Genomic DNA, 21,399 nt, shown 5'->3' with positions numbered 1-21,399 from the left:
CCAGACCTTGGATATGCACATGAACCAGTCGGTCCGCCTCGCCCATATCGGCGCGCAACTGTTCGAGCCCCCCTCGGAGTTCGACGAAGCGCTGGCCGAGCGCCGCCAAGCGGTCAGGCCGAGCCCGGCCAACCGCGGCCTGTCGCTGACCATCCGCGGCCTCCGCAAATCTTTCGGCGCAAATGAAGTGTTGCGCGGCGTCGACTTGCACATTCCCGCCGGCCAGTTCGTGGCGATCGTCGGCCAGAGTGGCTGCGGCAAGAGCACCTTGCTGCGGCTGATCGCCGGCCTGGACAAGCCGACGGCAGGGACGATCAGCTTTGGCGAAGAAACCCGCCCGGAAGATATTCGCGTCATGTTCCAAGAGCCGCGACTGCTGCCCTGGGCACGCGTGCTGTCCAACGTCGAGGTCGGCCTCGGCGCCGACCGCAGCTCGGCCGATGCCCGTGCCCGCGCCGAACAGGCGCTGGGTGAAGTCGGTCTCGCCGACAAGCGCGAGCAGTGGCCGGCGGTACTGTCCGGAGGTCAAAAGCAGCGCGTCGCTTTGGCGCGCGCGCTGGTCAGCCATCCCCGCGTGCTGGCGCTGGACGAGCCGCTCGGCGCGCTGGACGCGCTGACCCGGATCTCGATGCAGCGGCTGCTCGGCCGCGTCTGGCATGACCAGGCTTTTACCTCGATTCTGGTGACGCACGACGTTTCGGAAGCCGTCGCTTTGGCGGATCGCGTGCTGGTTATTGAAGAAGGCCGCATCGCCCACGATATTAACGTCGATATCGCGCGGCCGCGGCAGCGCGGTTCGGCCGATCTGGCTGCGCTCGAAGGCTCGATCCTGCGCAATTTGATCGGCACCGGCGACGACGCCACTGACCTGTGAGACTGGAAATGAATTTAGTCGTGCGTAACATCAAGCCTGCCGATGGTGTGCCCTCCGCCGAATTCCGTGGCGCCATGCGCGCGCTGGCCGGTGGCGTCAGCGTCATTTCGGTCGGCCGCGGTAACGACATTTCCGGCATGACCGTGACGTCGGTGACCTCGCTGTCGGTCGAGCCGGCGACGCTGCTGGTCAGCGTCAACCGGCTGTCGTCGTCGTTTCCGCTGCTGCAACGCTACGGCGCGTTCGGCGTCAACATCCTCACCGCCGAACAGCTCGACATCGCCGAGCGGTTTGCCGGCAAGGGCGGGTTGAAGGGCACCGAGCGCTTTGCCGGTGCAGAATGGGTGACGCGGGCGACCGGCGTGCCGCTGCTGGTCGGCGGTCTCGCCTCGATCGAGTGCGACGTCGAGGAAGTGATCGAGCGGCACTCCCATGCCATTATTATCGGCCGCGTTCGCAGCGTGCTGATCGCCGTGCCTTCGACGGCTTTGACCTACTGGAATGGCCAGTATGTCGCGATCGACCAGAACGAGGACGCGCTTCGTCTCGCCGAGGTCAGCCTGCCTTCGCCGCGGCTTCGCGAGGTTTGATTAACTCGCCGTAACCGCGACGCGCTGCCGCATGGCGGCGTCTTGGACATCCGCTGGCGGCGTTCCCATCTGTCGGGGACGCCGTTTGCGTTTGGCGGCAGGAGGAGATCGATGAGCTATTTCAGGACCGCGATGTTGCTGGCCGGCATGACCGCTTTGTTCATGGGCGTCGGCTATCTGATCGGGGGAGCCACCGGCGCGACGCTGGCGCTGGTCGTCGCCGCTTGTACCAACCTGTTTGCCTACTGGAATTCCGACCGCATGGTGCTGTCGATGTACGGCGCGCAGCCGGTCGATGCCCGCAATGCGCCGGACCTGCATCGGCTGGTCGCAGATCTCGCGGCGCGCGCCAATTTGCCGATGCCGGCCGTCTATCTGATGGACAATCCGCAGCCCAACGCGTTCGCGACCGGCCGCAATCCGCAGAATGCCGCGGTCGCCGTGACCACCGGCCTGATGCAGCAGCTCAGCCGCGAGGAACTCGCCGGCGTGATCGCGCATGAGCTGGCCCATGTGAAGAACCACGACACGCTGCTGATGACGATCACCGCGACCATTGCCGGCGCGATCTCGATGGTGGCGCAGTTCGGCATGTTCTTCGGCGGCAACCGCAACAACAACGGTGGCCCCGGAATGATCGGCTCGATCGCGCTGATGATCCTGGCACCGCTGGCCGCGATGCTGGTGCAGATGGCGATCAGCCGGACCCGCGAATACGCCGCCGACGACATGGGCGCGCGGATCTGCGGCAATCCGATGTGGCTGGCGTCCGCGCTCGCCAAGATCGAGAACGCTTCGCATCAGATTCCCAACGAGGACGCCGAGCGTTCGCCGGCCACCGCGCACATGTTCATCATCAATCCGCTGTCGGGTCGCGCCATGGACAATCTGTTCACGACGCATCCCTCGACGCAGAACCGCATCGCCGCCTTGCAGCAACTGGCCGGGCAGCTCGGCGGTTCGACGACGGCACGCGCCGCGGTGCCCCGCGGGCCGTGGACCGGCGCATCGCGGTCGCGAGGGCCGTGGGGATAGCGGTCGTGTCACCTGCCAGTCGCACCGTGCGACGCTTCAGCAACGAGCCGTAGCGGGGCGCTGCGGTCGACGCCTTAGATTGGGAACGTTTGAGGGCAGGCATGGTTGAATCAGGCCGTTGCGCTCCGTCGTTGCCAGGTCGCCGTTTCCTCCTTCCGAGAATGCCATGTCCGTTCAGCCCGTCCGCTATAGCCCTGACGTCGAAACGCCGGAGGCCGATGAAGCCGAAACCAATAGGCAACTGACCGAGACGCTGCTGAAAATTTCCGAAATCACATGGAAAGATTCCGGTCATGCGATCCGCAGCGTGCATGCCAAGGCGCACGGCCTGCTGAACGCCGAACTGGTCATCGCCGAAGGTCTGCCGCCCGAATTGGCGCAAGGTCTGTTCGCGAAGCCCGGGCGCTATCCCGTGCTGATGCGCTTCTCCACCATCCCCGGCGACATCCTCGACGACAGCGTCTCGGTGCCGCGCGGGCTCGGCATCAAGATCGTCGGGGTCGAGGGCGATCGTCTGCCGGGGTCGGAAGGCGACACCACGCAGGATTTCCTGATGGTCAACGGCCCCGCCTTTGCGGCGCCGACCGCAAAAGCTTTTCTCGGAAATTTGAAGCTGCTGGCCGGTACCACCGACAAGGCCGAGGGCCTGAAGAAGGTGCTGTCGGCGGTGCTGCGCGGCGCCGAAGCGGCGCTGGAGGCGGTCGGTGGCGAGAGCGGCACCCTGAAGGCGCTGGGCGGTCATCCGGAGACGCACATCCTCGGCGAGACGTTCTACAGCCAGGCGCCGCTACGCTATGGCGATTACATCGCCAAGATCTCGCTGGCGCCGGTATCGCCGGAATTGACCGTGCTTCACAAGGCGCATCTCAACGTCAATGGCGTGCCCGACGGCTTGCGCGAAGCGGTGAAGGCGTTCTTCGCCGCCAACAGCGGCGTGTGGGAGCTGCGCGCGCAGCTCTGCACGGATCTGGAAAAGATGCCGGTCGAGGACTCGTCGAAAGCCTGGCCGGAACAGGAAAGTCCCTACGTGACGGTCGGGACGATCACCGCCGCACCGCAGGATTCGTGGTCGGCTGCGAATGTGAAGGCGATCGACGACGGCATGTCGTTCAGCCCGTGGCACGGTATCGCGGCGCATCAGCCGCTCGGCTCGATCATGCGCGTGCGAAAACAGGCCTACCAGAACTCTGCCGTATTTCGCGGCAGCCACAATGGCTGCCCGATGCATGAGCCGCGCCGCGCCGATTGACCGCCTCGCATTTTGTTGACGGGCAACGGGATACCAATCGCGCTTTATTTTGCAGTGCAGCAACCATATGTCAGCCTTGCTGTTATAAGCCTGTCGACTCTGGAGCTGCCATGTCCCTCGCCAAGAATATCGAATTCCTCCGCAAGCTGCCGAAAATGCCGGGCTTCAATGGCCTGGAAGGCATGACGCGTGGGTCGGCGCCGGGCAACGAAAGCCCGATCTCCGAGGTGACCGACTTCGGAAGCAATCCGGGCGACCTGCGCATGCTCGCTTACCTGCCGCCGACCATGCTGCCCAAGCCGGCGCTGGTTGTCGTGCTGCACGGCTGCACCCAGACGGCTGCGGGCTATGATACCGGCTCCGGATGGTCGGCGCTGGCCGAGCAATATGGCTTTGCCCTCCTGATGCCGGAGCAGAAGTCCTCCAATAACAGCAATACATGCTTCAACTGGTTCAGCCCCGAAGATACCGCGCGCGACAGCGGTGAAGCGCTGTCGATCCGGCAGATGATCGAGCACATGGCGCATCAGCACCAGATCGATCGCGACCGCATCTTTGTCACCGGCCTGTCTGCCGGCGGCGCGATGACATCGGTGATGCTGGCGACCTATCCCGACGTCTTTGCCGCCGGCGCGATCATCGCCGGCCTGCCGCATGGCATCGCCAACACCATGCAGGAGGCGCTGGCGGGAATGTATCGATCGCCCGCGCGCCCCGCCGCTGATCTTGGCGCGCTCGTTCGCAACGCGTCGGGTCATGCCGGGCCGTGGCCGAAGGTTTCGGTCTGGCACGGCAGCGCCGACCGCACCGTGATACCGGCGAATGCCGGCGAGATCGTCAAGCAATGGCTCGACGTCCACGGCCTGCCGCCGGCGCCGATGGCATCGGGCGATGTCGATGGCTATCCGCGGGAGGTCTGGTGGAATGCGGACGGTGAAACCGTCGTCGAATCCTATACGATTACCGGCATGGCACATGGTACGCCGCTGGCGATTGCCGGGCAGGACGAGCCCTACGGCGCCGCCGGCAAGTTCCTGCTCGAGGCCGGCATCGCCTCGACGTGGCACATCGCCCAGTTCTTTGGCCTGACCCGAAACCCCGTGCCGCGTCGCGCCGCGATCGCCAGCAAGCAGGTCGTGCCGGCCGATGCCATCGTTACGGCGCGTGCGGCGAAGAAGCCGCACCCGGAGACCGACGGACAGTTTTCGCCGCGTCCCACCGGCGGTCGCCGCGTGCTCGATATCAACGCCGTCATCACCCGCGCGCTGACGGCTGCCGGCCTGATGAAGTAGCCGTATCGCCGGATTTGCTTACGGGCAGCGCGGGGGCTAGGTTCCCGCCGTGCCTCATAGCGACTGCTGGTGAATGCCGGACCTCCACCGAAAACCGTCGTCCGACTTCCTTGCCGGTGGCGGCGAGATGGGCGCGCTGATGCGCGCTTACGACTGGGCGTCGTCGCCGCTCGGCGCGCCGCTGCTGTGGCCGCAGAGCCTGCGTACGGCAGTCCGCATCCTGCTCAACACCAACCACCCCATGTTCATCTTCTGGGGTCCGGACCTCATCCAGTTCTACAACGACGCCTATAGCCGGACGCTGGGCGACGAGCGCCACCCGTCCGCGCTGGGCGCCTGCGGCCGCGCGTGCTGGGCAGAGATCTGGCCCCTGATCGGGCCGGAGATCGAGCAGGTCATGGCAGGCGGTCCCGCCACCTGGCATGAGGATCGGCTGATCCCGACCACCCGCGACGGCCGCCTCGAGCAGATCTACTGGACCTACGGCTTCAGTCCGATCGACCTCGACGACGGGGTGGGCGGCGTGCTGGTGGTGTGCCGCGATGTCACTGCGGATCATGTCGCCGCAGAACAAGCGCGCGAACGCGAGGCGGAACTGACCCGCGTGCAGCAGATCGGGCGTATCGGCGGCCTCGAAGTCGATCTGCGCACCGGGTTCCGCAACCGCCGTTCGCCGGAATATCTGCTGGTGCACGGTCTTCCCCCGGAAGCGGCCAACGAGTCGCACGATGACTGGGTGAACCGCATTCATCCGGACGATCGCGAGGCGACCGACGCGGCCTTCAAGAATGCCGTGAAGAGCGGCGTGCGCGAATACAGCGTGCGCTACCGTATCATCCGGCCGAGCGATGGCGAGATACGCTGGATCTCGGTCAAGTCGATGATCGAGCGCGATGTGAATGGCCGCGCGCTGCGGCTGGTCGGCGCGCATACGGACGTCACCGACGAGGTCAACGCCGAACGCGCATTGCGCAAAAGCGAGGAGGAGGCGCGCGAGCTCGCCGGAAAGCTTGCCGAGCTCAACGCCACGCTCGAGCAGCGCGTCGAGGAAAAGACCCGCGAACGCGAAGCCACCGGCGTACAGCTCAAGGCGACCGAGGAGGCGCTGCGCCAGGCGCAGAAGATGGAAGCCGTCGGCCAACTGACCGGCGGCATCGCGCACGACTTCAACAATCTGCTGACCGGTATTGTCGGCTCGCTCGATCTGATGCGCGCGCGGCTGGCGAAGGGTCGCACCGAAGGCCTGACACGCTACGTCGATGCTGCGATGAATTCGGCAAATCGGGCGGCGGCGCTGACGCATCGCCTGCTGGCCTTTGCGCGGCGCCAGCCCTTGGTGCCGAAGTCGATCGACGCCAATGCGCTGGTGAATTCGCTGGAAGACCTGCTGCGGCGGACCATCGGCGAACGTCTCGATCTGGTGATCGTCGTCGCGCCGGATCTGTGGGGTACGCTCTGCGATCCGAACCAGCTCGAAAGCGCGCTGCTCAACCTGGCGATCAATGCACGCGACGCCATGCCGGACGGCGGCAAGCTCACCATCGCCACGGCGAATGCGCCGCAGGAGACGGCCCGCGCCGAGGCGCCGGTGCTGGCGCCGGGGGACTACATCTGCATCAGCGTCACCGACACCGGCACGGGCATGAGTCCGGAGGTGGTGGCGCGTGCGTTCGATCCGTTTTTCACCACCAAACCGATCGGGCAGGGCACCGGGCTCGGCCTGTCGATGATCTATGGCTTTGCGCGGCAGTCCAACGGCCACGTCTCCATCGACAGCCGGCCCGGCCGCGGCACTGTCGTGAAATTGTATCTGCCGCGTCACGATGGCGTGGCGGCTACCAATCCCGCCGCGCATCCGCGCGACGTTGCGCCCGTGGCGACCGGCGAGACCGTTCTGGTGGTCGAGGACGAGCCCGTCGTTCGCACGGTCATCATGGAAATGTTGCTCGATCAGGGCTATCGCGTTCTCGAAGCGGTGGATGGCCCCTCCGGTCTGCGGGCGCTGCTTGCGGAACCGCGCGTCGATCTGTTGCTGACGGATGTCGGTCTGCCCGGCATGAATGGCCGTCAGCTCGCCGACCAGGCCCGCGAAACGCGGCCGGAACTCAAGATACTGTTCATCACCGGCTACGCGGAAAGCGTTGTCATGGCCGAAGGTTTTCTGCTGCCCGGCATGGACATGATCACAAAGCCATTCGACCTCGACAATCTGGCTCGTCGTGTGCGCGAAATGGTGACGAAGTAACAGAGCGCGCACGAGGCCTCCCCCCACTGCCGTCCCCGCTCGCTGGCCGGGACGACAGCGAGATTCGGCGTCGAAACTAAAATCACCGAAACCCGGTAGCGGAACCATTGTGCTGCGCTGCGCTTGTCTCGGCACAATAACCAATTCAACTACTGGAGATAATCATGATACGTCGTCTTCTCGGAGCCACTGCTATCGTCGCCACGCTGGCGGTTCCCGTTCTCGCGCACGCCCAGGGCGGCGTCCCCGGCGGCATCGAGCGCGGTGCGCGTGATGGCGAGCGCGCAGCCGGCCCGATCGGTGCGATCGTCGGCGGAACGGTCGGTGGTGTTGTCGGCGGCGTCGCCGGCGTGCTCGGTGTCGATCAGCGTCCGCGCTTCCGCACCTACGTTACCGAACAGCGTCGTCCGTCCTACACCTACAGCAACGAAGTCCGCGTCGGCGTCGTGCTGCCGGGCGATGGCGTGACTTATTACGACGTGCCGCAGGAATACGGTGCTTCGGAATACCGCTACACCGTCGTCAACGGCCGCACCGTGCTGGTCGAGCCCGGTTCGCGCCGCATCGTCGAGATCGTCGAATAATCCCACGCTCCCGATCAAGAGTTCCAGCATTCAGGCCGCCTTCGGGCGGCCTGAATTGTTTCGTATGCGACGCATCGCTGCAGTGGTCACAACTCCCGTTATGACGTAAGCCTGCGTTCGGCATCACACTTTGCGGCGGGGCTCACCTGCCGGGACTCGGAGCGACGTGGCCCTCAACCGTGACCAAATCGCTGCGGCAGCCGTTCTAGAAACTCCTTCCGGCACGGCCCCGCATCGCAAGCCGATCGACCTGCCTGCGGGCGTGAAGCCCTATCGCATCGACTGGGTCAACGTTGCTGTCATCGGAACCATCCACGCGCTGGCCCTGCTGGCGCTGCTGCCGATGTTTTTCAACTGGACCGCCATCATCGTTGCCATCGTTTGCGCGCGGTTGTTCGGCCTGATCGGCATCAATATCGGCTATCACCGCTTGCTCACCCATCGTGGTTTCAAATGCCCGAAATGGCTGGAGCATTGTTTCGTGGTGATCGCGATCTGCTGCGCCGAGGATACGCCGGCGCGCTGGGTCGCCGTGCATCGCCGTCATCACGAGAAGTCCGACGAACAACCCGATCCGCACAGTCCGCTGGCCAGTTTCTTCTGGGGCCATATCGGCTGGCTGTTGGTGAAGAACCCCGATCTGTCGCGGCTCGGCATCTATGACCGCTATGCCAAGGATATCCTGCGCGATCCGTTCTACGTCACGCTGGAGCGCCACCAGTGGCAGCTCAAGATCCTGCTGATCCAGATCAACGTGTTCTTCTTCGCGGGCCTGCTGGCGGAACTGGCCATGGGTGGCACCTGGAGCGAGGCCGTGGTGTTCGCACTCAGCATTGTGGTGTGGGCGGTGTTCGTACGCACCGTGTTCGTCTGGCATCAGACCTGGGCAGTGAATTCGCTGACGCACATGTGGGGCTATCGCAGCTACGCCACCGATGAAGACAGCCGGAACAATTGGTTCGTCGGCCTGTGGGCGCATGGCGAGGGCTGGCACAACAACCACCACGCCGACCAGCGTTCGGCGCGCCACGGCCACCTCTGGTGGGAATTCGACACCACCTATCTCACCATTCGCCTGCTGGAAAAACTAGGTCTCGCCTGGGACGTGGTGCAGCCGCGGAATACCGCCCGATAGGTAAAGAGCGTTGCCTATGCAACCTTTTGCCGGGATTCTCGTTGGGCTGTTATCATGACAAAACCCGACATCTGGTATGTGGCCTTCGGCCCCGACAAATCCCTGAAATCCGATGCCAGCGCTGCCGGCACTGTTCGCACGACCAAGACCTTCAAGTCGGAAATCGATGCCAAGCTGTTCGCCAGGCAGATCGTGGCCAAGGGCTGGACGGCCACGGCGGGAACACTCAATCCGCATCAGCCAAAGCAGACCATTCCCGCCTCCAAGATCGAGGAATGGGCCGACCCGAGCTACGTCAGGTAGGCTTATGCCTCGCCGGTGAGGAACGGGTTGGTCATGCGTTCCTGGCCGACGCTGGATCCCGGGCCGTGGCCGCAGATGAAGCTGACATCGTCGCCGAGCGGCAGCAGCTTCCGCGTGATCGAATCGATCAACGTCTGATGGCTGCCGCCGGGCAGATCGGTGCGTCCTACCGAGCCCGCGAACAGCACGTCGCCGACATGGGCAAATTTCATCGCTTTGTTATAATACACCACGCTGCCCGGCGAATGACCGGGGCAGTGCAGGATATCGAAATCAAGGCCGCCGACGCTGACGCGGTCGCCTTCCTTGAGCCAGCGGTCCGGTGCGAAATTGCGCACCCCGGTCATGCCGAACCGTTCGCCACTCTCCACCACGGCATCCAGCAAAAACCTGTCGTCGACGTGCGGCCCGATGATCTCGACCTTCAGCACGTCGCGCAGTTCGGCCGCGCCGCCGACATGGTCGATGTGGCCGTGCGTCAGCCAGATCGCCTCGACATTGACGTTCGCCTTGGCAATGGCGTCCTGGATCAGCGGCACGTCACCGCCGGGATCGATCACCACCGCCTGGCGAGTGGTTTCGTCCCACAGCAGCATGCAGTTCTGCTGGAACAGGGTGACGGGAATGATGACCGCGCCTGCCGTAGCGGTGGTCTCGGTTGTGGTCTCAGTTTGCTGGCTCATCGCGCCACAATGCTGATTTTTGCGGATCAGCCAAGGGGAAATCCGCTATCATGACGGGATGGAATCGGCCGCCAATATTGCTCTCGTCCCAAAACCCGACCGCCGGCAGTCGGAGACCGCGCTGGCGATCGCGCGGGGAACCGCGCGGTGGTTGGGCTCGCTCGGTTTTTCATGTCTGAGCGAGGTGCCGCTGCCGTCGGGCCGGCGCGCCGATCTGGTGGCGCTGAACGAGCGGGGCGAGATCTGGATCGTCGAGATCAAGTCCTCGCTGGCCGATCTACGCGCCGACGACAAATGGCCGGACTACCGGCTGCATTGCGACCGGCTGTTCTTCGCCTTCACGCAGGACCTTTCCTGCGACCTGTTTCCCGGCGACACCGGGCTGATCGTCGCCGATTCCTACGGCGCGCATCTGCATTGCGAAGCGCCGGAGCACAGGCTGCCGGCCGCGACCCGCAAGGTCATGATGCTGCGCTTCGCCATTGCGGCCGCGCAGCGCCTTAACCGGCTGCACGATCCGCACGGCCACGCGGAACGATTGAAGGAAGTGTAGTCAGCGCGGCGCGCGCTTGGCCAAGATGCGCTGCAGGGTGCGGCGGTGCATGTTCAACCGGCGCGCGGTTTCCGAGACGTTGCGGCCGCACATTTCATAGATGCGCTGGATATGTTCCCAGCGCACGCGGTCGGCAGACATCGGGTTGTTCGGCAGTTCGGAGCGTTCGCCGGCGCTGGCGAGCAGAGCGGCGACCACGTCGTCGGCGTCGGCCGGTTTCGACAGATAGTCGACCGCACCCATCTTCACGGCGGTGACGGCAGTGGCGATATTGCCGTAGCCGGTCAGCACGATGGCGCGCGCATCGGGCCGCTGTAGCTTCAGCGCCGAGACAACGTCGAGTCCGTTGCCGTCGCCGAGCCGCAGGTCGACCACCGCAAAGGCCGGCGCCGACTTGCCGATATGCGCCAGACCCTCGCTGACGGAGTCGCAGGAAGTCACTGTAAAGCCGCGCGTTTCCATCGCGCGCGACAGCCGCTCCAGGAACGGCTTGTCGTCTTCCACGATCAGCAGCGAGCGATCTGGCTGGCTTGTCAGTTCGGCAATGGCGTTCACGCGTATACCCTCCATGTTCTTATGCATAGTATATGGGTTCGGAAGCCCCAGCGCCAATGGCAAGGACTTGCCGATGGCATCTTCGTGAAGAGAATGCACCTCTGTTGCGCGGTATTTTGTGCTCCAAGAACCACGGTCGCCGTTGTCGCGACCAGTTGTCGCAGATGGGCCGCTAGCGGATCGGTGGCGCGTACTGGATGCCGCCGGCGCTCCAGAGCTGGTTGAGGCCGCGCGGAATCCGCAGGTGCGAGCCGGCGCCGATATTGCGCTCATAGACCTCGCCATAATTGCCGACGCGACGGATGATGCGCGCCGCCCAGTCCTTCGACAGGCCGAGCTGTTCGCCATAGGCGCCTTCGGTGCCGACCAGCCGCATCACGTCGGGCTTTTTCGACTTCAGCGCCTCGTCGATATTCGCCGAGGTGATACCAAGCTCCTCGGCGTTGATCATGGCGTAGAGCGTCCACTTCACGATCATCATCCAGTCGTCATCGCGCTGCCGCACCACCGGCGCCAGCGGCTCCTTCGAAATGATGTCGGGCAAAATGACGTTGTCGTCGGGTTTGCCGAGCGTCATTCGCAGGGCGTAGAGCTGCGAGGCGTCGGCGGTCAGCGTATCGCACTGGCCGGAGGCATAGGCCTTGATGACGTCGTCGAGCCTGCCGAACTTCTGTTCGGTGTACTTGATGTTGTTGATGCGGAAGTAGTCCGACAGGTTCAGCGCCGTGGTGGTGCCGTCTTGCACGCAGACGCGGCTGCCGTCGAGATCGAGCGCGGAGTCGATATTGCGCCCGCGCGGCACCATGAAGCCCTGGCCGTCATAGTAGGACACAGCGGGGAAATACAGTTCGTACGAGGTCTCGCGCGACATGCTCCAGGTCGAATTGCGGCTGAGGATATCGACCTTGCGGCTCTGCAATTCCTTGAAGCGGTCGCTGGCGTCGAGCGGCACGAAGGTCACCTTCTTCGCATCGTCGAAGATGGCGGCGGCGACCGCGCGGCAGAAATCGACGTCGAAGCCGGTCCAGTTACCCTGCGCGTCAGGCGTCGAGAAGCCGGGCAGGCCGGTGTTGACGCCGCACAAGACGGCATCTCGGCGGATCGTGCGTTTCAGCGTCTTGGTGTCATAGCGTTCATAGGTGATCGCCGCGGCAGCCACGATTGCGGCGGCGACCAGACCGATTGCCAGCCCGCTGAGAAAAGTACGTTTGATCATCAAGGGTGCTCACCGATATCGGGGGAATGTCGGGCGATGTGCCTACAGCTCGGGCCTTTGCCGCACGATCACCTTGGTGCCCACCGGCACGCGATCGTAGAGGTCGGCGACGTCGGCATTGACCAGCCGGAAGCAGCCGGAGGAAATCGCGGTGCCGATCGTATCGGGCTGGTTGGTGCCGTGGATGCGGTAGACGGTGGCGCCGAGATAGAGCGCGCGGGCGCCCATCGGATTGCCCGGCCCGCCGGCCATGAAACGCGGCAGATAGGGTTGTCGCGCAATCATCTCCGGCGGCGGGGTCCAGTCCGGCCATTCGGCCTTTCGCGAGATCTTCAGCAGGCCCTGCCAGGTAAAGCCGTCGCGGCCGACCCCGATGCCATAGCGCAGCGCGCGGCCATTGCCCTGCACGACATATAGATGCCGCTCCGCCGTCGAGATGATGATGGTGCCGGGCGGCTCGGTGGTGCGGTACAGCACCATCTGCTTCTGGAATTCCGGATCGAGCTGCACGGATTCATCGGGGATGAGCCCCGGTTCGTCGCCGCGGTCGGGCTGCTGCGCAAAAGCGGAGCCGGAGAGGATCATGCCGGCAACGACGAGTGAAAGCGCGCGTGACAAAGACATTTTCGCAGATCTCCGGGCGGCAATATGAGGCTACTTACCACGGTCACAGCAATGGAACCAGAGCGTGCCGCTTGTGGCAACGGCCGCGCCAGCCGCTACTTGATCCATAGCCGGATGCCGTAACCCACGATCGCCACCGTCCCAACGCCGCCGGCCCATAGCACCACGAACCACAGCAGGCGTTGCGCCAGCGGGCGCTGCGGCGCCGTCGACATCAGTGATACCCCGCGCCGGCCTTCACCTTGCCGCGAAACACGTAATAGGCCCAGGCGGTATAGCCGAGGATCAGCGGCACCAGCACGGCGACGCCGAAGCTCATGAATATCAGGCTGTTGTCGGGCGCGGCCGCCTGCCAGATCGTGATCGAGTGCGGCACGATATAGGGCCACATGCTGATCCCCAGCCCGGCATAGGACAGCGCGAACAGCGCGAGCGACAGAAAGAACGGCTGGTAGTCCCGCTTGGCAGCGAGCGCGCGCAGCAGCAGCAGCGTCACCGCGGCAACCGCGACTGGTACCGGCGCGGTGGCCAGGATATTCGGCCAGGCGAACCAGCGCGCGGCATATTCGGCGTTGAGAAACGGCGTGGCGATACTCACCGCGCCGATCGCGCCCAGCATCGCGAACAGCAGCCACCAGCACAGCCGATAGGCGCGGTCGCGCAACTCGCCTTCGGTCTTCAGCACTAGCCAGGTGGCGCCGAGCAGGCTGTAGCCGACAACCAGCGCGAAACCCGTCAGCACGCTGAACGGCGTCAGCCAGTCCCACCAGCCGCCGCCATAGTGTCGGCCGCTGACGACGACGCCCTGCAGGATGGCACCAAGCGCCACGCCCTGCGCCAACGTCGCCAGCGCCGAGCCGCCGGCAAAGGCGATGTCCCACAAATTGCGCTGGCTTCGGGTGCGCCAGCGGAATTCGAAGGCGACGCCGCGAAACACCAGCCCGAGCAGCATGACGATGATCGGCGCATACAGCGCCGGCATCAGGACGGCATAGGCCAGCGGAAATGCCGCCATCAGCCCGCCGCCGCCGAGCACCAGCCAGGTCTCGTTGCCGTCCCACACCGGGGCGACCGTATTCATCATCACGTCGCGGTCTTCCTTTTTCGGGAAGAGCGGAAACAGCATGCCGAGCCCGAGGTCGAAGCCGTCCATCACGACATAGACGAAGACCGCAAAGGCGATGATGAAGGCCCAGACCGTGGCGATATCGATCATGCCGGTCATCATGTTTGTCCTTCGCTGACCTGTTGCGCGGGCGTTATGCCGGCGGCCCGCACCGGCGCGTCGCCCCGCGGGCCGTGTTCGCCGTGACGCGGCGGCTCGGCCATCAGCCGGAAAATGTAGATGGTGCCGGCCGCGAAGACGATGAAGTAGACGATGATGAAGGCTATCAGCGACGATCCGACCGCGGGGGCAGCCAGTGGCGACGCGGAATCGACCGTCCTCAGCAGGCCGAACACGGTGAACGGCTGTCGCCCGGTCTCGGTCGTGATCCAGCCCGCCAGCACCGCAACGAATCCGGCCGGTCCCATCGCCATGGCGAAGAATTGCAGGAAACGCGACTGATACAGCTTCCCGCGCCAGCGCATCATCAGGCTCACGAGGCCGAGTGCGAGCATCAGGAAACCTATTCCTACCATCACGCGGAACGACCAGAAGGTGACCGGCACCGGCGGCCAGTCTTCCCGCGGCACGGTGTCGAGCCCGGCGAGTGGCGCGTTGAGATCATGTTTGAGGATAAGCGACGACAGTTTCGGAACCTGCAGCGCATAGTCGACCCGCGCCTCCTTCTGGTTCGGCAGGCCGAACAGAATCAAGGGCGCGCCGTCCGGGTGACTCTGATAGTGGCCCTCCATGGCCATCACCTTGGCCGGCTGGTGCTCCAGCGTGTTGATGCCGTGCAGGTCGCCGGCGAAGATCTGCAGCGGTGCGATCAAAGTGGCCATCCACATCGCCATCGAGAACATCGTGCGGGGGCCGGCGCGACGGTGGTCGCGTATCAGGTGAAACGCGCCGACCGCGCCGACCACCAGCGCCGTGGTGAGATAGGCCGCCAGCACCATGTGGACGAGGCGATAGGGGAACGACGGATTGAAAATCACCTTCCACCAGTCGGTGGCGATGAATTGCCCGACGTCGTTGATCGCGTAGCCGGCCGGCGTCTGCATCCATGAATTCGCCGACAGGATCCAGAAGGCTGAAATCAGCGTGCCGATCGCCACCATCAAGGTCGCCAGGAAATGCAATTTGTGACCGACACGCTCAAGCCCGAACAGCATCACGCCGAGGAACCCGGCCTCGAGAAAGAACGCGGTCAGCACCTCATAGGCCATCAACGGGCCGATCACCGGCCCGGTCTTGTCCGAGAAGACCGACCAGTTGGTGCCGAACTGGTAGGACATCACGATGCCCGACACCACGCCCATGCCGAAAGCGACGGCGAAGATCTTGAGCCAGTAGTTGAACAGGTTGATGAAAACTTCGCGGCCGGTCCAAAGCCACAAAGCCTCCAGCACCGCGAGATAGCTGGCAAGCCCGATCGAGAACGCCGGGAAGATGATGTGAAAAGACATCGTGAACGCAAATTGCGCCCGCGCCAGCATGATCGCGTCCCAGCCTTCGAACATCGCGTCACCCGTTCTGTCATGGCAGGCGGAGCGATACCACGGGAAGCGTCGCGATCCTACACAGGCTGAGGTGGACAGATTGTCTAGGGGACGACGTATTGATGCCGAAATGCTGTCGCCTCCGCCGTCATTGCGAGGAGCGAAGCGACGCAGCAATCCAGAGCCACCAGAGAAGACTGGATTGCTTCGTCGCAAGGGCTCCTCGCAATGACGGTTGAAAGACTGTGCATCGCTGCGAAGTCCGTGGCTATGGCTAGCAGCCAAAAAAAGACCCGGAAGGGAGGCATCCCGTCCGAGTCGAGGTTGGAGGTTAACGACGAAACTTCAAATCAGGGATCGCTCAGGCCGCGAGGCTGTCGATCCCGGCGCTTTTCAGAAACTCCGCGAGTTGCTTGCGGGCATAGAACATCCGGGTCTTGACGGTGGCGGCGGGGATCCCGATCAGTTGGGCGACCTCCTCGACCGATTTCTCATGGTAGTAGACCAGGCTGACGATCTCGCGATGTGCCGGCGACAGTCTGGCGACGCAGGCGCGCAGGATGGCGCTGGTGCGGCTGCGATCGAGCGACGCCTCCGGCGTATCGGCCTGGTCGGCGATCTGCATCACGTCGTCCTGGTCGATGTCCTCGTGCTTGCGCTGGCGCAGTGCGGTCAAAGCCTTGAAGCGGGCGATCGACAGCAGCCAGGTGGAGACCTGCGAGCGGCCCTCGAACTGGCTGGCGCTGCGCCAGACGTCGAGGAACACCTGACTGACCAGATCCTCGGTCGCGGTGCTGTCGCGCAGCATGCGCAGCACGAAGCGATAGACACGGACATTGTGCCGGGCATAGAGCGTGTGCATGGCGGTGCGGTCGCCGGTCGCAATCTTCTCCAGCAACATCTCATCCGAGGTGTCGCGGGCGGCAAGGATACCCTGCTGGCCTGCGGCGTTGAGGGCGATGACGTTCTGCATGATCGGCTCCCGTTGATACCGCCGGGGCGGCTTCGTTGGGAGGAGTGTTAAGGTTTGCCGGTTTCCGCACGTCGTCGAGACAAGCGGAAAATGGTTTCATGCCACGCGCAAATGTGTCGTGCGGTACCCCGCGACGACATATTGGAGATAAAAAATGCAGTAATTTTAACAAGATGGGTGGCCATAGGCAGCGGCTATGGGGTGTTGCCGCGGGCTAGGAACCAAACGGCCTGGCACGGGTTTAATGCCGCTATGCCTTCTCCACGACCGGCGAAAACAGGTAGCCGCCGCCGCGGATGGTGCGGATGACGGCGGGGTGCGCCGGGTCCGGTTCGATCTTGCGGCGGATCCGCATGATGCGCAGGTCGACGGCACGGTCGAAGGCTTCGGCGTCGCGCGCATTCGCCAGTTCGAGCAGCCGTTCGCGTGACAGCACGCGCTTCGGGTTGGCAGCGAACACTTTCAGCAGACCGAACTCCGATGCCGTCAGCGGATGTTCGTTGCCCTCGTCGTCGCGTAGCGCCTGGGCTTCGAGATCGAGCCATTTGGTGCCGAACCGCACCAGATGTTCGCTGATGGATTTTGCCGGCGCCGCCGCTTCGGCTTTCGGTCCGCTGCGCCGCAGCACCGAGCGGATCCGAGCCATCAGTTCGCGCAACTCGCACGGCTTGGCGATGTAGTCGTCGGCGCCGATCTCCAGGCCGACCACCCGGTCGATCGGGCTCGCGGTCGCAGTCAGCATGATCACCGGCACGTTGATGCGGCCCTTGAGGTCGCGGATGATCGACAGCCCGTCTTCCTCGGGCATGTTGAGATCCAGCACCACGAGGTCTGGCACCTTGCTGGCGATTTCGGCGCGCAAACTCTTGCCGCCGTCGCACAGAGTGACCGCAAAGCCGTGCATCTTGAGGTAATCGCCGACCATCTCGCGGGCCGGTGCCTCGTCGTCAACGATGATGATGTGTGGGCTGTGGCTCATGTCAGGTTTCGGTTGTCGCGGGCAAAGAGATGGTGAAGGTCGCGCCGCGGCCGGGGCCGGGGCTTTCGGCGGTGACGTCGCCGCCATGCATGTCGACGATGCGCTTGACGATCGAGAGGCCGAGACCGGTCGAGCTTTCGCCGCCGGTCGGCTTGGCGGACAATCGCTGGAAGCGGCCGAACAGCCGGTCGAGGTCTTCCGGCAGCAGGCCGGCGCCCTCGTCGGTCACGCTGATGCTGACCGTGATGCTGTCGCCACTCACCGCCAGCGCGATGCTGCCGCCGATCGGGCTGTATTTGATCGCATTGCTGACCAGATTGTCGATTGCTTCGCGCATCCGGTCGGCGTCGCACAAAGTAAGATCCCGGTGCGCCGGCACCGAGACGGTGATGGCCTGCTGCTTGTTGACCGCTGAAGGCTTGTTGGCCTCGGCGACGTCGGTGACCAGCGCGGAGATATCCACCGGCTCGCGGCGGATGGTGATGTCGAAGGCGTCCGCCATCGCGTCGTTGATCAAATGATCGACCATCGCGGTCAGCCGCTTGGTGGCGTCGCGGATGTGCTCGATCTGGGCTGCTACGTTTTCCTTCGGTGAGCCGGCTCCGATCAACTCGGTCAGCATTTCGGTGCGCCCGAGAATGACGCCGAGCGGATTCTTGAGGTCGTGCGCCACGGTGCCGAGGATCTCGTTCTTGAAGCCATTGGCGCGCTGCAGGCGCAGCCATTGCGCCGACAGCCGGCGGTTGGCCTGCATCAGCGCGCGGGTACGCTGCGCCACGCGGTCCTCGAGCTGGGTATTGGCGGCGTGCAGTTGCTGGTACAGGATCACATTGTCGAAGGCGATTGACAGCCGGCTGCCGAAGATCTCCACCAGCGCACGGTCGGTTTCCGACAACTGCCGCTCGGCTTGCAGCAGCACCACGACCTCGCGACCGGAGCCGGTGCGGATGTAGAGCACGGTGCGCTGGTCGGCGAAATCATGCTTGCGGCGGCGGAAGGCGTCCTCGACCATGAGCCGCAGATCGGGATCGAGCGACTGCGGCGTCGGGCAGCCGATAAAGCGGCTGTAGCAGCCCGATCCCGCCAGCACGGCAAAATCGTCGCCGATGTCGCCGCCGTCGCGCAGCACCAGGATCCCGGCACAATCGACATTGAGCAAGGACGCGATCTGCGTCAGTACGCCCTCGGCGAGCCGCTGCATCGAGCGGAAATCATATAGCGTGGACGCGGCGTCGATGATGATCTCCAGCCCGCGGCGCGTCTGCACCATGCGTTCGAGCTGCTGGTAGCTGCGCAATGCGGCGGTCAGCGAGGTGAACAGCTTGTCGGCGGTAAGCTCGGTCTTGGCCTTGTAGTCGTTGATGTCGTAGTCGACGATCACGCGGCGCTCCGGCGCCTGGCCGGGCTGGCCGGTACGCAGGATGATGCGGACGGTCTCGTTATGCAGTTCGTTGCGGATGAATTCGACGAGCTCGAGGCCCGCGTCGTCGGTCTCCATAATGACGTCGAGCAGCACGGCGGCAATGTCCGGGTTGTCGCGCATCAAAATCTGGCCTTCGGCTGCCGAATAGGCCGATAGGATTTCCAGCGACTGGCCGTTCAGCGTGTAATCGCTGAGTGCAAAGCGCGTGCCCTCATGGACCGCCTGATCGTCATCGATCACGGCGATCTTCCATTTGCGCAAACTGGTGTCTTCCGGCACCTCGCCGGCGTCTTCGATCAGATAGAGGACATCGTCCTGTTCGGCCATTGCGTGGTCCCGTCAATTGCTCCCGCGGCGGTGGCGGCCCGCGGCATGATAATGCGAAAGGTCGTGCCTTGTCCCAGCCTAGAATCGAGCATCATCCGGCCGCCGAGCTGCTGGGTGACCAGATTGTAGACGATGTGCAGTCCAAGGCCGGTGCCGCCCTCGTTGCGGCGCGTCGTAAAGAACGGGTCGAATGCCTGACGCTGCACGTCCGGCGTCATGCCGACGCCATTGTCGGAAAAGCTGATCTCGATGTCGTCGGTGCCGCGTAGCCGCGCCGTCAGGGTGATCGCGCCGGGGCGGCCGTCAGGAAAGGCGTGATTGGCCGCGTTCAGGAACAGGTTAGTCAGGATCTGGCCGTAGGAGCCGGGATAACCGTCGATGATGAGGCCGTCCGGCACGTCGACGGTGAGGGTAATCAGCGACTTTTTCAGTACCGGGCGCAGGCTGGCGATAATCTGGTCGGTGGCCTCGGAGAGGTTGAACTGGCGTCGCTCGGCGTGCGAGCGATCCACCGCAACCTGCTTGAAGGATTGGATCAATTCGCCGGCGCGCTGCAGGTTGGAGACGAGCTGCTGTGCGGCGTCCTGGCAGGTCCGGACGAATTCCTCGAGTTGCGAGCGGCGCAGCGGTGTGCCGCCACGCAATTCGGCCTCGAACATCTCGCTGCGCCGCGCAAAGGAGGACGCAACCGTCAGGCTGATGCCGATCGGATTGTTGACCTCGTGGGCGACGCCGGCGACCAGCCCGCCGAGTGCCGCCAGCCGTTCGGCATCGATCAAATTCTGTTGCGCGGCATATAGTTCGAGCAGCGCGCTCTCGGCCTTCTCTTTGGATGCGCGCAACTCCACTTCGGCATCGCGCCGGGCGATGGCGTTCTGGCGGAATACCTCGACGGCGCGGGCCATCGCGCCGACCTCGTCGCGGGCATCGGTGCCCTGTACCTCACGGTCGAGGTGGCCCGTGGTGATGGCCCGCATCGAGCCCATGATCTGCTGCAACGGCAGCCGGATGCTGAGCGCGATGACGATCCCGGCGATGATGATGACGCACAGGAAGAAGGTCGCAATTAGCAGCACGTTGCGCGAGATGTTCGCCAGCGTGCGGTCGAAGGTGGTCTGGGCTTTCTGCTCGCGCTGCCGCATCAGGACCGACAGGCCGTCGATCGCGGCGATGGTGTCGGCCTGGCTGGCGTCGATCGAATTGCGCAGCAGGTCGGTGCGGCCGGTGAGCTGCTCTGACAGTTTCGCCAGCCCTTCGCGCAGCGCCACCGCGCGACCCTTCAGCCGCTGCAAGGCCTCGCGTTGCAGGTCGTTGTCCGCCATTTCGGTCATCACCGGAATGGTGCGCTCGATGGTCTCGGTGTTGCGGCGGGCTTCCTCGGCGGAGGCCGAGGCCAGCGACAGGTAGTAGGCGTTGGCGGCCACCAGCATCGCCGTGAAGGCCTCGCGAGACTTTCCGAGCGGTGGCCAGATCAGCGCGTCGCGCTGGTTGGTGGCGCCCTCGATGATCGAATACAGCCCGGCCATGTCCTTGGCGGGGCCCAGCACCTGCGCCTCATAGGTCTTGGCTATGGTGGTTTGCAGGCTGCGCAATTCGCCGAATCCGGAGAGGAAGCGCTCGGTGACGCGCTCCAGCTCGGCGACCGAGCCCGACAGCATCGGATCGGTCGAGGCCCGGCTGCTTAGCGTGCCCAGCACCGCCTCGCGCAGCAGCAGGATTTCGGCGAACAGCTCGGGGCTCGGCTGGTTGATGTAGCGATGGATCAGGTTCTGCAGCCGGCTGGTCTCGCTTTCCAGCAGCGCCAGGATCTGGTCGGACTGCCGGACTTGGCGGACATCGTCCCAGGCCGAGGACAAGACCTGCGAGCCGCTCCAGATCAGACCGGCCAGCACCAGTACCACGGCGGAATTCAGCGAGGCGATCGACAGGATGCGCCAGCGGATCGGAATGGCGCGGACAAACCCGATCAAGCCGGTACGGCCCCTGGCCGTCAGCACCTTTTGCTGCTGCGAAACTCCACTGTCCTGGGTCGTCACCACGGGTATGTCTCGCGGCGTTGCAAAAGGTTCATCGGCAGCGGGGCGCTTGCAGGCGTTGCTATCCCCGGATACCGCGAGAATTTGCCAGGCGGCGGCTTGCGTCAAGCCGTGAA

General features: G+C 64.3%; 21 protein-coding genes. 10 read left to right on the top strand and 11 right to left on the bottom strand.

Annotated features, from left to right (window positions below; all coding sequences use genetic code 11):
* Positions 1 to 13: 13 nt before the first annotated feature.
* From FIU28_RS26105 to FIU28_RS26065, 9 genes are all read left to right on the top strand, one after another.
* Positions 14 to 874 (top strand): ATP-binding cassette domain-containing protein, encoded by an 861-nt coding sequence (locus tag FIU28_RS26105; RefSeq protein ID WP_441351321.1) that lies wholly within the window; start codon positions 14 to 16, stop codon positions 872 to 874.
* Between the two features lie 8 nt (positions 875 to 882).
* Positions 883 to 1,464: a flavin reductase family protein gene (locus tag FIU28_RS26100; RefSeq protein ID WP_143575937.1), complete on the top strand. Its 582-nt coding sequence runs from the start codon at positions 883 to 885 to the stop codon at positions 1,462 to 1,464.
* 111 nt (positions 1,465 to 1,575) lie between these two features.
* Positions 1,576 to 2,499 (top strand): zinc metalloprotease HtpX, encoded by a 924-nt coding sequence (gene htpX / locus FIU28_RS26095; protein ID WP_143575936.1) that lies wholly within the window; start codon positions 1,576 to 1,578, stop codon positions 2,497 to 2,499.
* A 166-nt stretch (positions 2,500 to 2,665) separates the two neighbouring features.
* Positions 2,666 to 3,748, top strand: a complete 1,083-nt coding sequence (locus FIU28_RS26090) for a catalase family protein (RefSeq protein WP_143575935.1) — start codon at positions 2,666 to 2,668, stop codon at positions 3,746 to 3,748.
* Between the two features lie 110 nt (positions 3,749 to 3,858).
* Positions 3,859 to 5,040: an extracellular catalytic domain type 1 short-chain-length polyhydroxyalkanoate depolymerase gene (locus tag FIU28_RS26085; RefSeq protein WP_143575934.1), complete on the top strand. Its 1,182-nt coding sequence runs from the start codon at positions 3,859 to 3,861 to the stop codon at positions 5,038 to 5,040.
* Between the two features lie 73 nt (positions 5,041 to 5,113).
* Positions 5,114 to 7,285: a hybrid sensor histidine kinase/response regulator gene (locus tag FIU28_RS26080; protein ID WP_143575933.1), complete on the top strand. Its 2,172-nt coding sequence runs from the start codon at positions 5,114 to 5,116 to the stop codon at positions 7,283 to 7,285.
* Positions 7,286 to 7,449: 164 nt separating this feature from the next.
* On the top strand, positions 7,450 to 7,869 hold the full coding sequence (locus FIU28_RS26075) for a DUF1236 domain-containing protein (RefSeq protein WP_143575932.1): 420 nt from the start codon (positions 7,450 to 7,452) through the stop codon (positions 7,867 to 7,869).
* Positions 7,870 to 8,035: 166 nt separating this feature from the next.
* Positions 8,036 to 9,004 (top strand): acyl-CoA desaturase, encoded by a 969-nt coding sequence (locus tag FIU28_RS26070; protein WP_246660823.1) that lies wholly within the window; start codon positions 8,036 to 8,038, stop codon positions 9,002 to 9,004.
* A 54-nt stretch (positions 9,005 to 9,058) separates the two neighbouring features.
* The gene (locus tag FIU28_RS26065) at positions 9,059 to 9,307 is read left to right on the top strand and encodes a hypothetical protein (protein ID WP_143575931.1); all 249 of its coding nucleotides are present in this window, start codon (positions 9,059 to 9,061) and stop codon (positions 9,305 to 9,307) included.
* Between the two features lie 2 nt (positions 9,308 to 9,309).
* On the opposite strand, the gene FIU28_RS26060 is transcribed toward FIU28_RS26065, so the two are convergent.
* Complete coding sequence (locus tag FIU28_RS26060; RefSeq protein ID WP_143575930.1) at positions 9,310 to 9,990, bottom strand: MBL fold metallo-hydrolase; 681 nt, start codon at positions 9,988 to 9,990, stop codon at positions 9,310 to 9,312.
* A gap of 58 nt (positions 9,991 to 10,048) precedes the next feature.
* Here FIU28_RS26060 and FIU28_RS26055 point away from each other — a divergent pair, with 58 nt between their 5' ends.
* A complete protein-coding gene (locus tag FIU28_RS26055; RefSeq protein ID WP_143575929.1) occupies positions 10,049 to 10,543 on the top strand; it encodes an MmcB family DNA repair protein in 495 nt (164 codons plus the stop codon).
* On the opposite strand, the gene FIU28_RS26050 is transcribed toward FIU28_RS26055, so the two are convergent.
* From FIU28_RS26050 to FIU28_RS26005, 10 genes are all read right to left on the bottom strand, one after another.
* Positions 10,544 to 11,098 carry an ActR/PrrA/RegA family redox response regulator transcription factor gene (locus FIU28_RS26050; protein WP_143575928.1) on the bottom strand — a complete coding sequence of 185 codons (555 nt, stop codon included), beginning with the start codon at positions 11,096 to 11,098 and terminating at the stop codon, positions 10,544 to 10,546. It lies immediately after the preceding gene.
* Between the two features lie 172 nt (positions 11,099 to 11,270).
* A complete protein-coding gene (locus FIU28_RS26045; protein WP_143575927.1) occupies positions 11,271 to 12,314 on the bottom strand; it encodes an amino acid ABC transporter substrate-binding protein in 1,044 nt (347 codons plus the stop codon).
* A 42-nt stretch (positions 12,315 to 12,356) separates the two neighbouring features.
* A complete protein-coding gene (locus FIU28_RS26040) occupies positions 12,357 to 12,938 on the bottom strand; it encodes a L,D-transpeptidase (RefSeq protein WP_143575926.1) in 582 nt (193 codons plus the stop codon).
* Positions 12,939 to 13,033: 95 nt separating this feature from the next.
* Positions 13,034 to 13,153 (bottom strand): DUF2474 domain-containing protein, encoded by a 120-nt coding sequence (locus tag FIU28_RS26035; protein ID WP_143575925.1) that lies wholly within the window; start codon positions 13,151 to 13,153, stop codon positions 13,034 to 13,036.
* On the bottom strand, positions 13,153 to 14,163 hold the full coding sequence (gene cydB, locus FIU28_RS26030; RefSeq protein ID WP_143575924.1) for a cytochrome d ubiquinol oxidase subunit II: 1,011 nt from the start codon (positions 14,161 to 14,163) through the stop codon (positions 13,153 to 13,155). The genes FIU28_RS26035 and cydB overlap by 1 nt, the downstream gene beginning before the upstream one ends.
* A complete protein-coding gene (locus FIU28_RS26025) occupies positions 14,163 to 15,566 on the bottom strand; it encodes a cytochrome ubiquinol oxidase subunit I (RefSeq protein ID WP_143575923.1) in 1,404 nt (467 codons plus the stop codon). The genes cydB and FIU28_RS26025 overlap by 1 nt, the downstream gene beginning before the upstream one ends.
* A gap of 340 nt (positions 15,567 to 15,906) precedes the next feature.
* The gene (locus FIU28_RS26020; protein WP_143575922.1) at positions 15,907 to 16,518 is read right to left on the bottom strand and encodes a sigma-70 family RNA polymerase sigma factor; all 612 of its coding nucleotides are present in this window, start codon (positions 16,516 to 16,518) and stop codon (positions 15,907 to 15,909) included.
* Positions 16,519 to 16,768: 250 nt separating this feature from the next.
* Positions 16,769 to 17,497, bottom strand: a complete 729-nt coding sequence (locus tag FIU28_RS26015) for a response regulator (protein ID WP_143575921.1) — start codon at positions 17,495 to 17,497, stop codon at positions 16,769 to 16,771.
* A 1-nt stretch (position 17,498) separates the two neighbouring features.
* On the bottom strand, positions 17,499 to 19,247 hold the full coding sequence (locus FIU28_RS26010) for an ATP-binding response regulator (RefSeq protein ID WP_143575920.1): 1,749 nt from the start codon (positions 19,245 to 19,247) through the stop codon (positions 17,499 to 17,501).
* The gene (locus FIU28_RS26005; protein ID WP_143576419.1) at positions 19,217 to 21,196 is read right to left on the bottom strand and encodes a sensor histidine kinase; all 1,980 of its coding nucleotides are present in this window, start codon (positions 21,194 to 21,196) and stop codon (positions 19,217 to 19,219) included. The genes FIU28_RS26010 and FIU28_RS26005 overlap by 31 nt, the downstream gene beginning before the upstream one ends.
* Between the last annotated feature and the right edge of the window lie 203 nt (positions 21,197 to 21,399).

This window comes from Tardiphaga sp. vice154 (genome assembly GCF_007018645.1).
Classification (GTDB): Bacteria; Pseudomonadota; Alphaproteobacteria; order Rhizobiales; family Xanthobacteraceae; genus Tardiphaga.
Note: the sequence above shows the minus strand (reverse complement) of the source record. Positions and strands in the feature narration are given on the sequence as shown.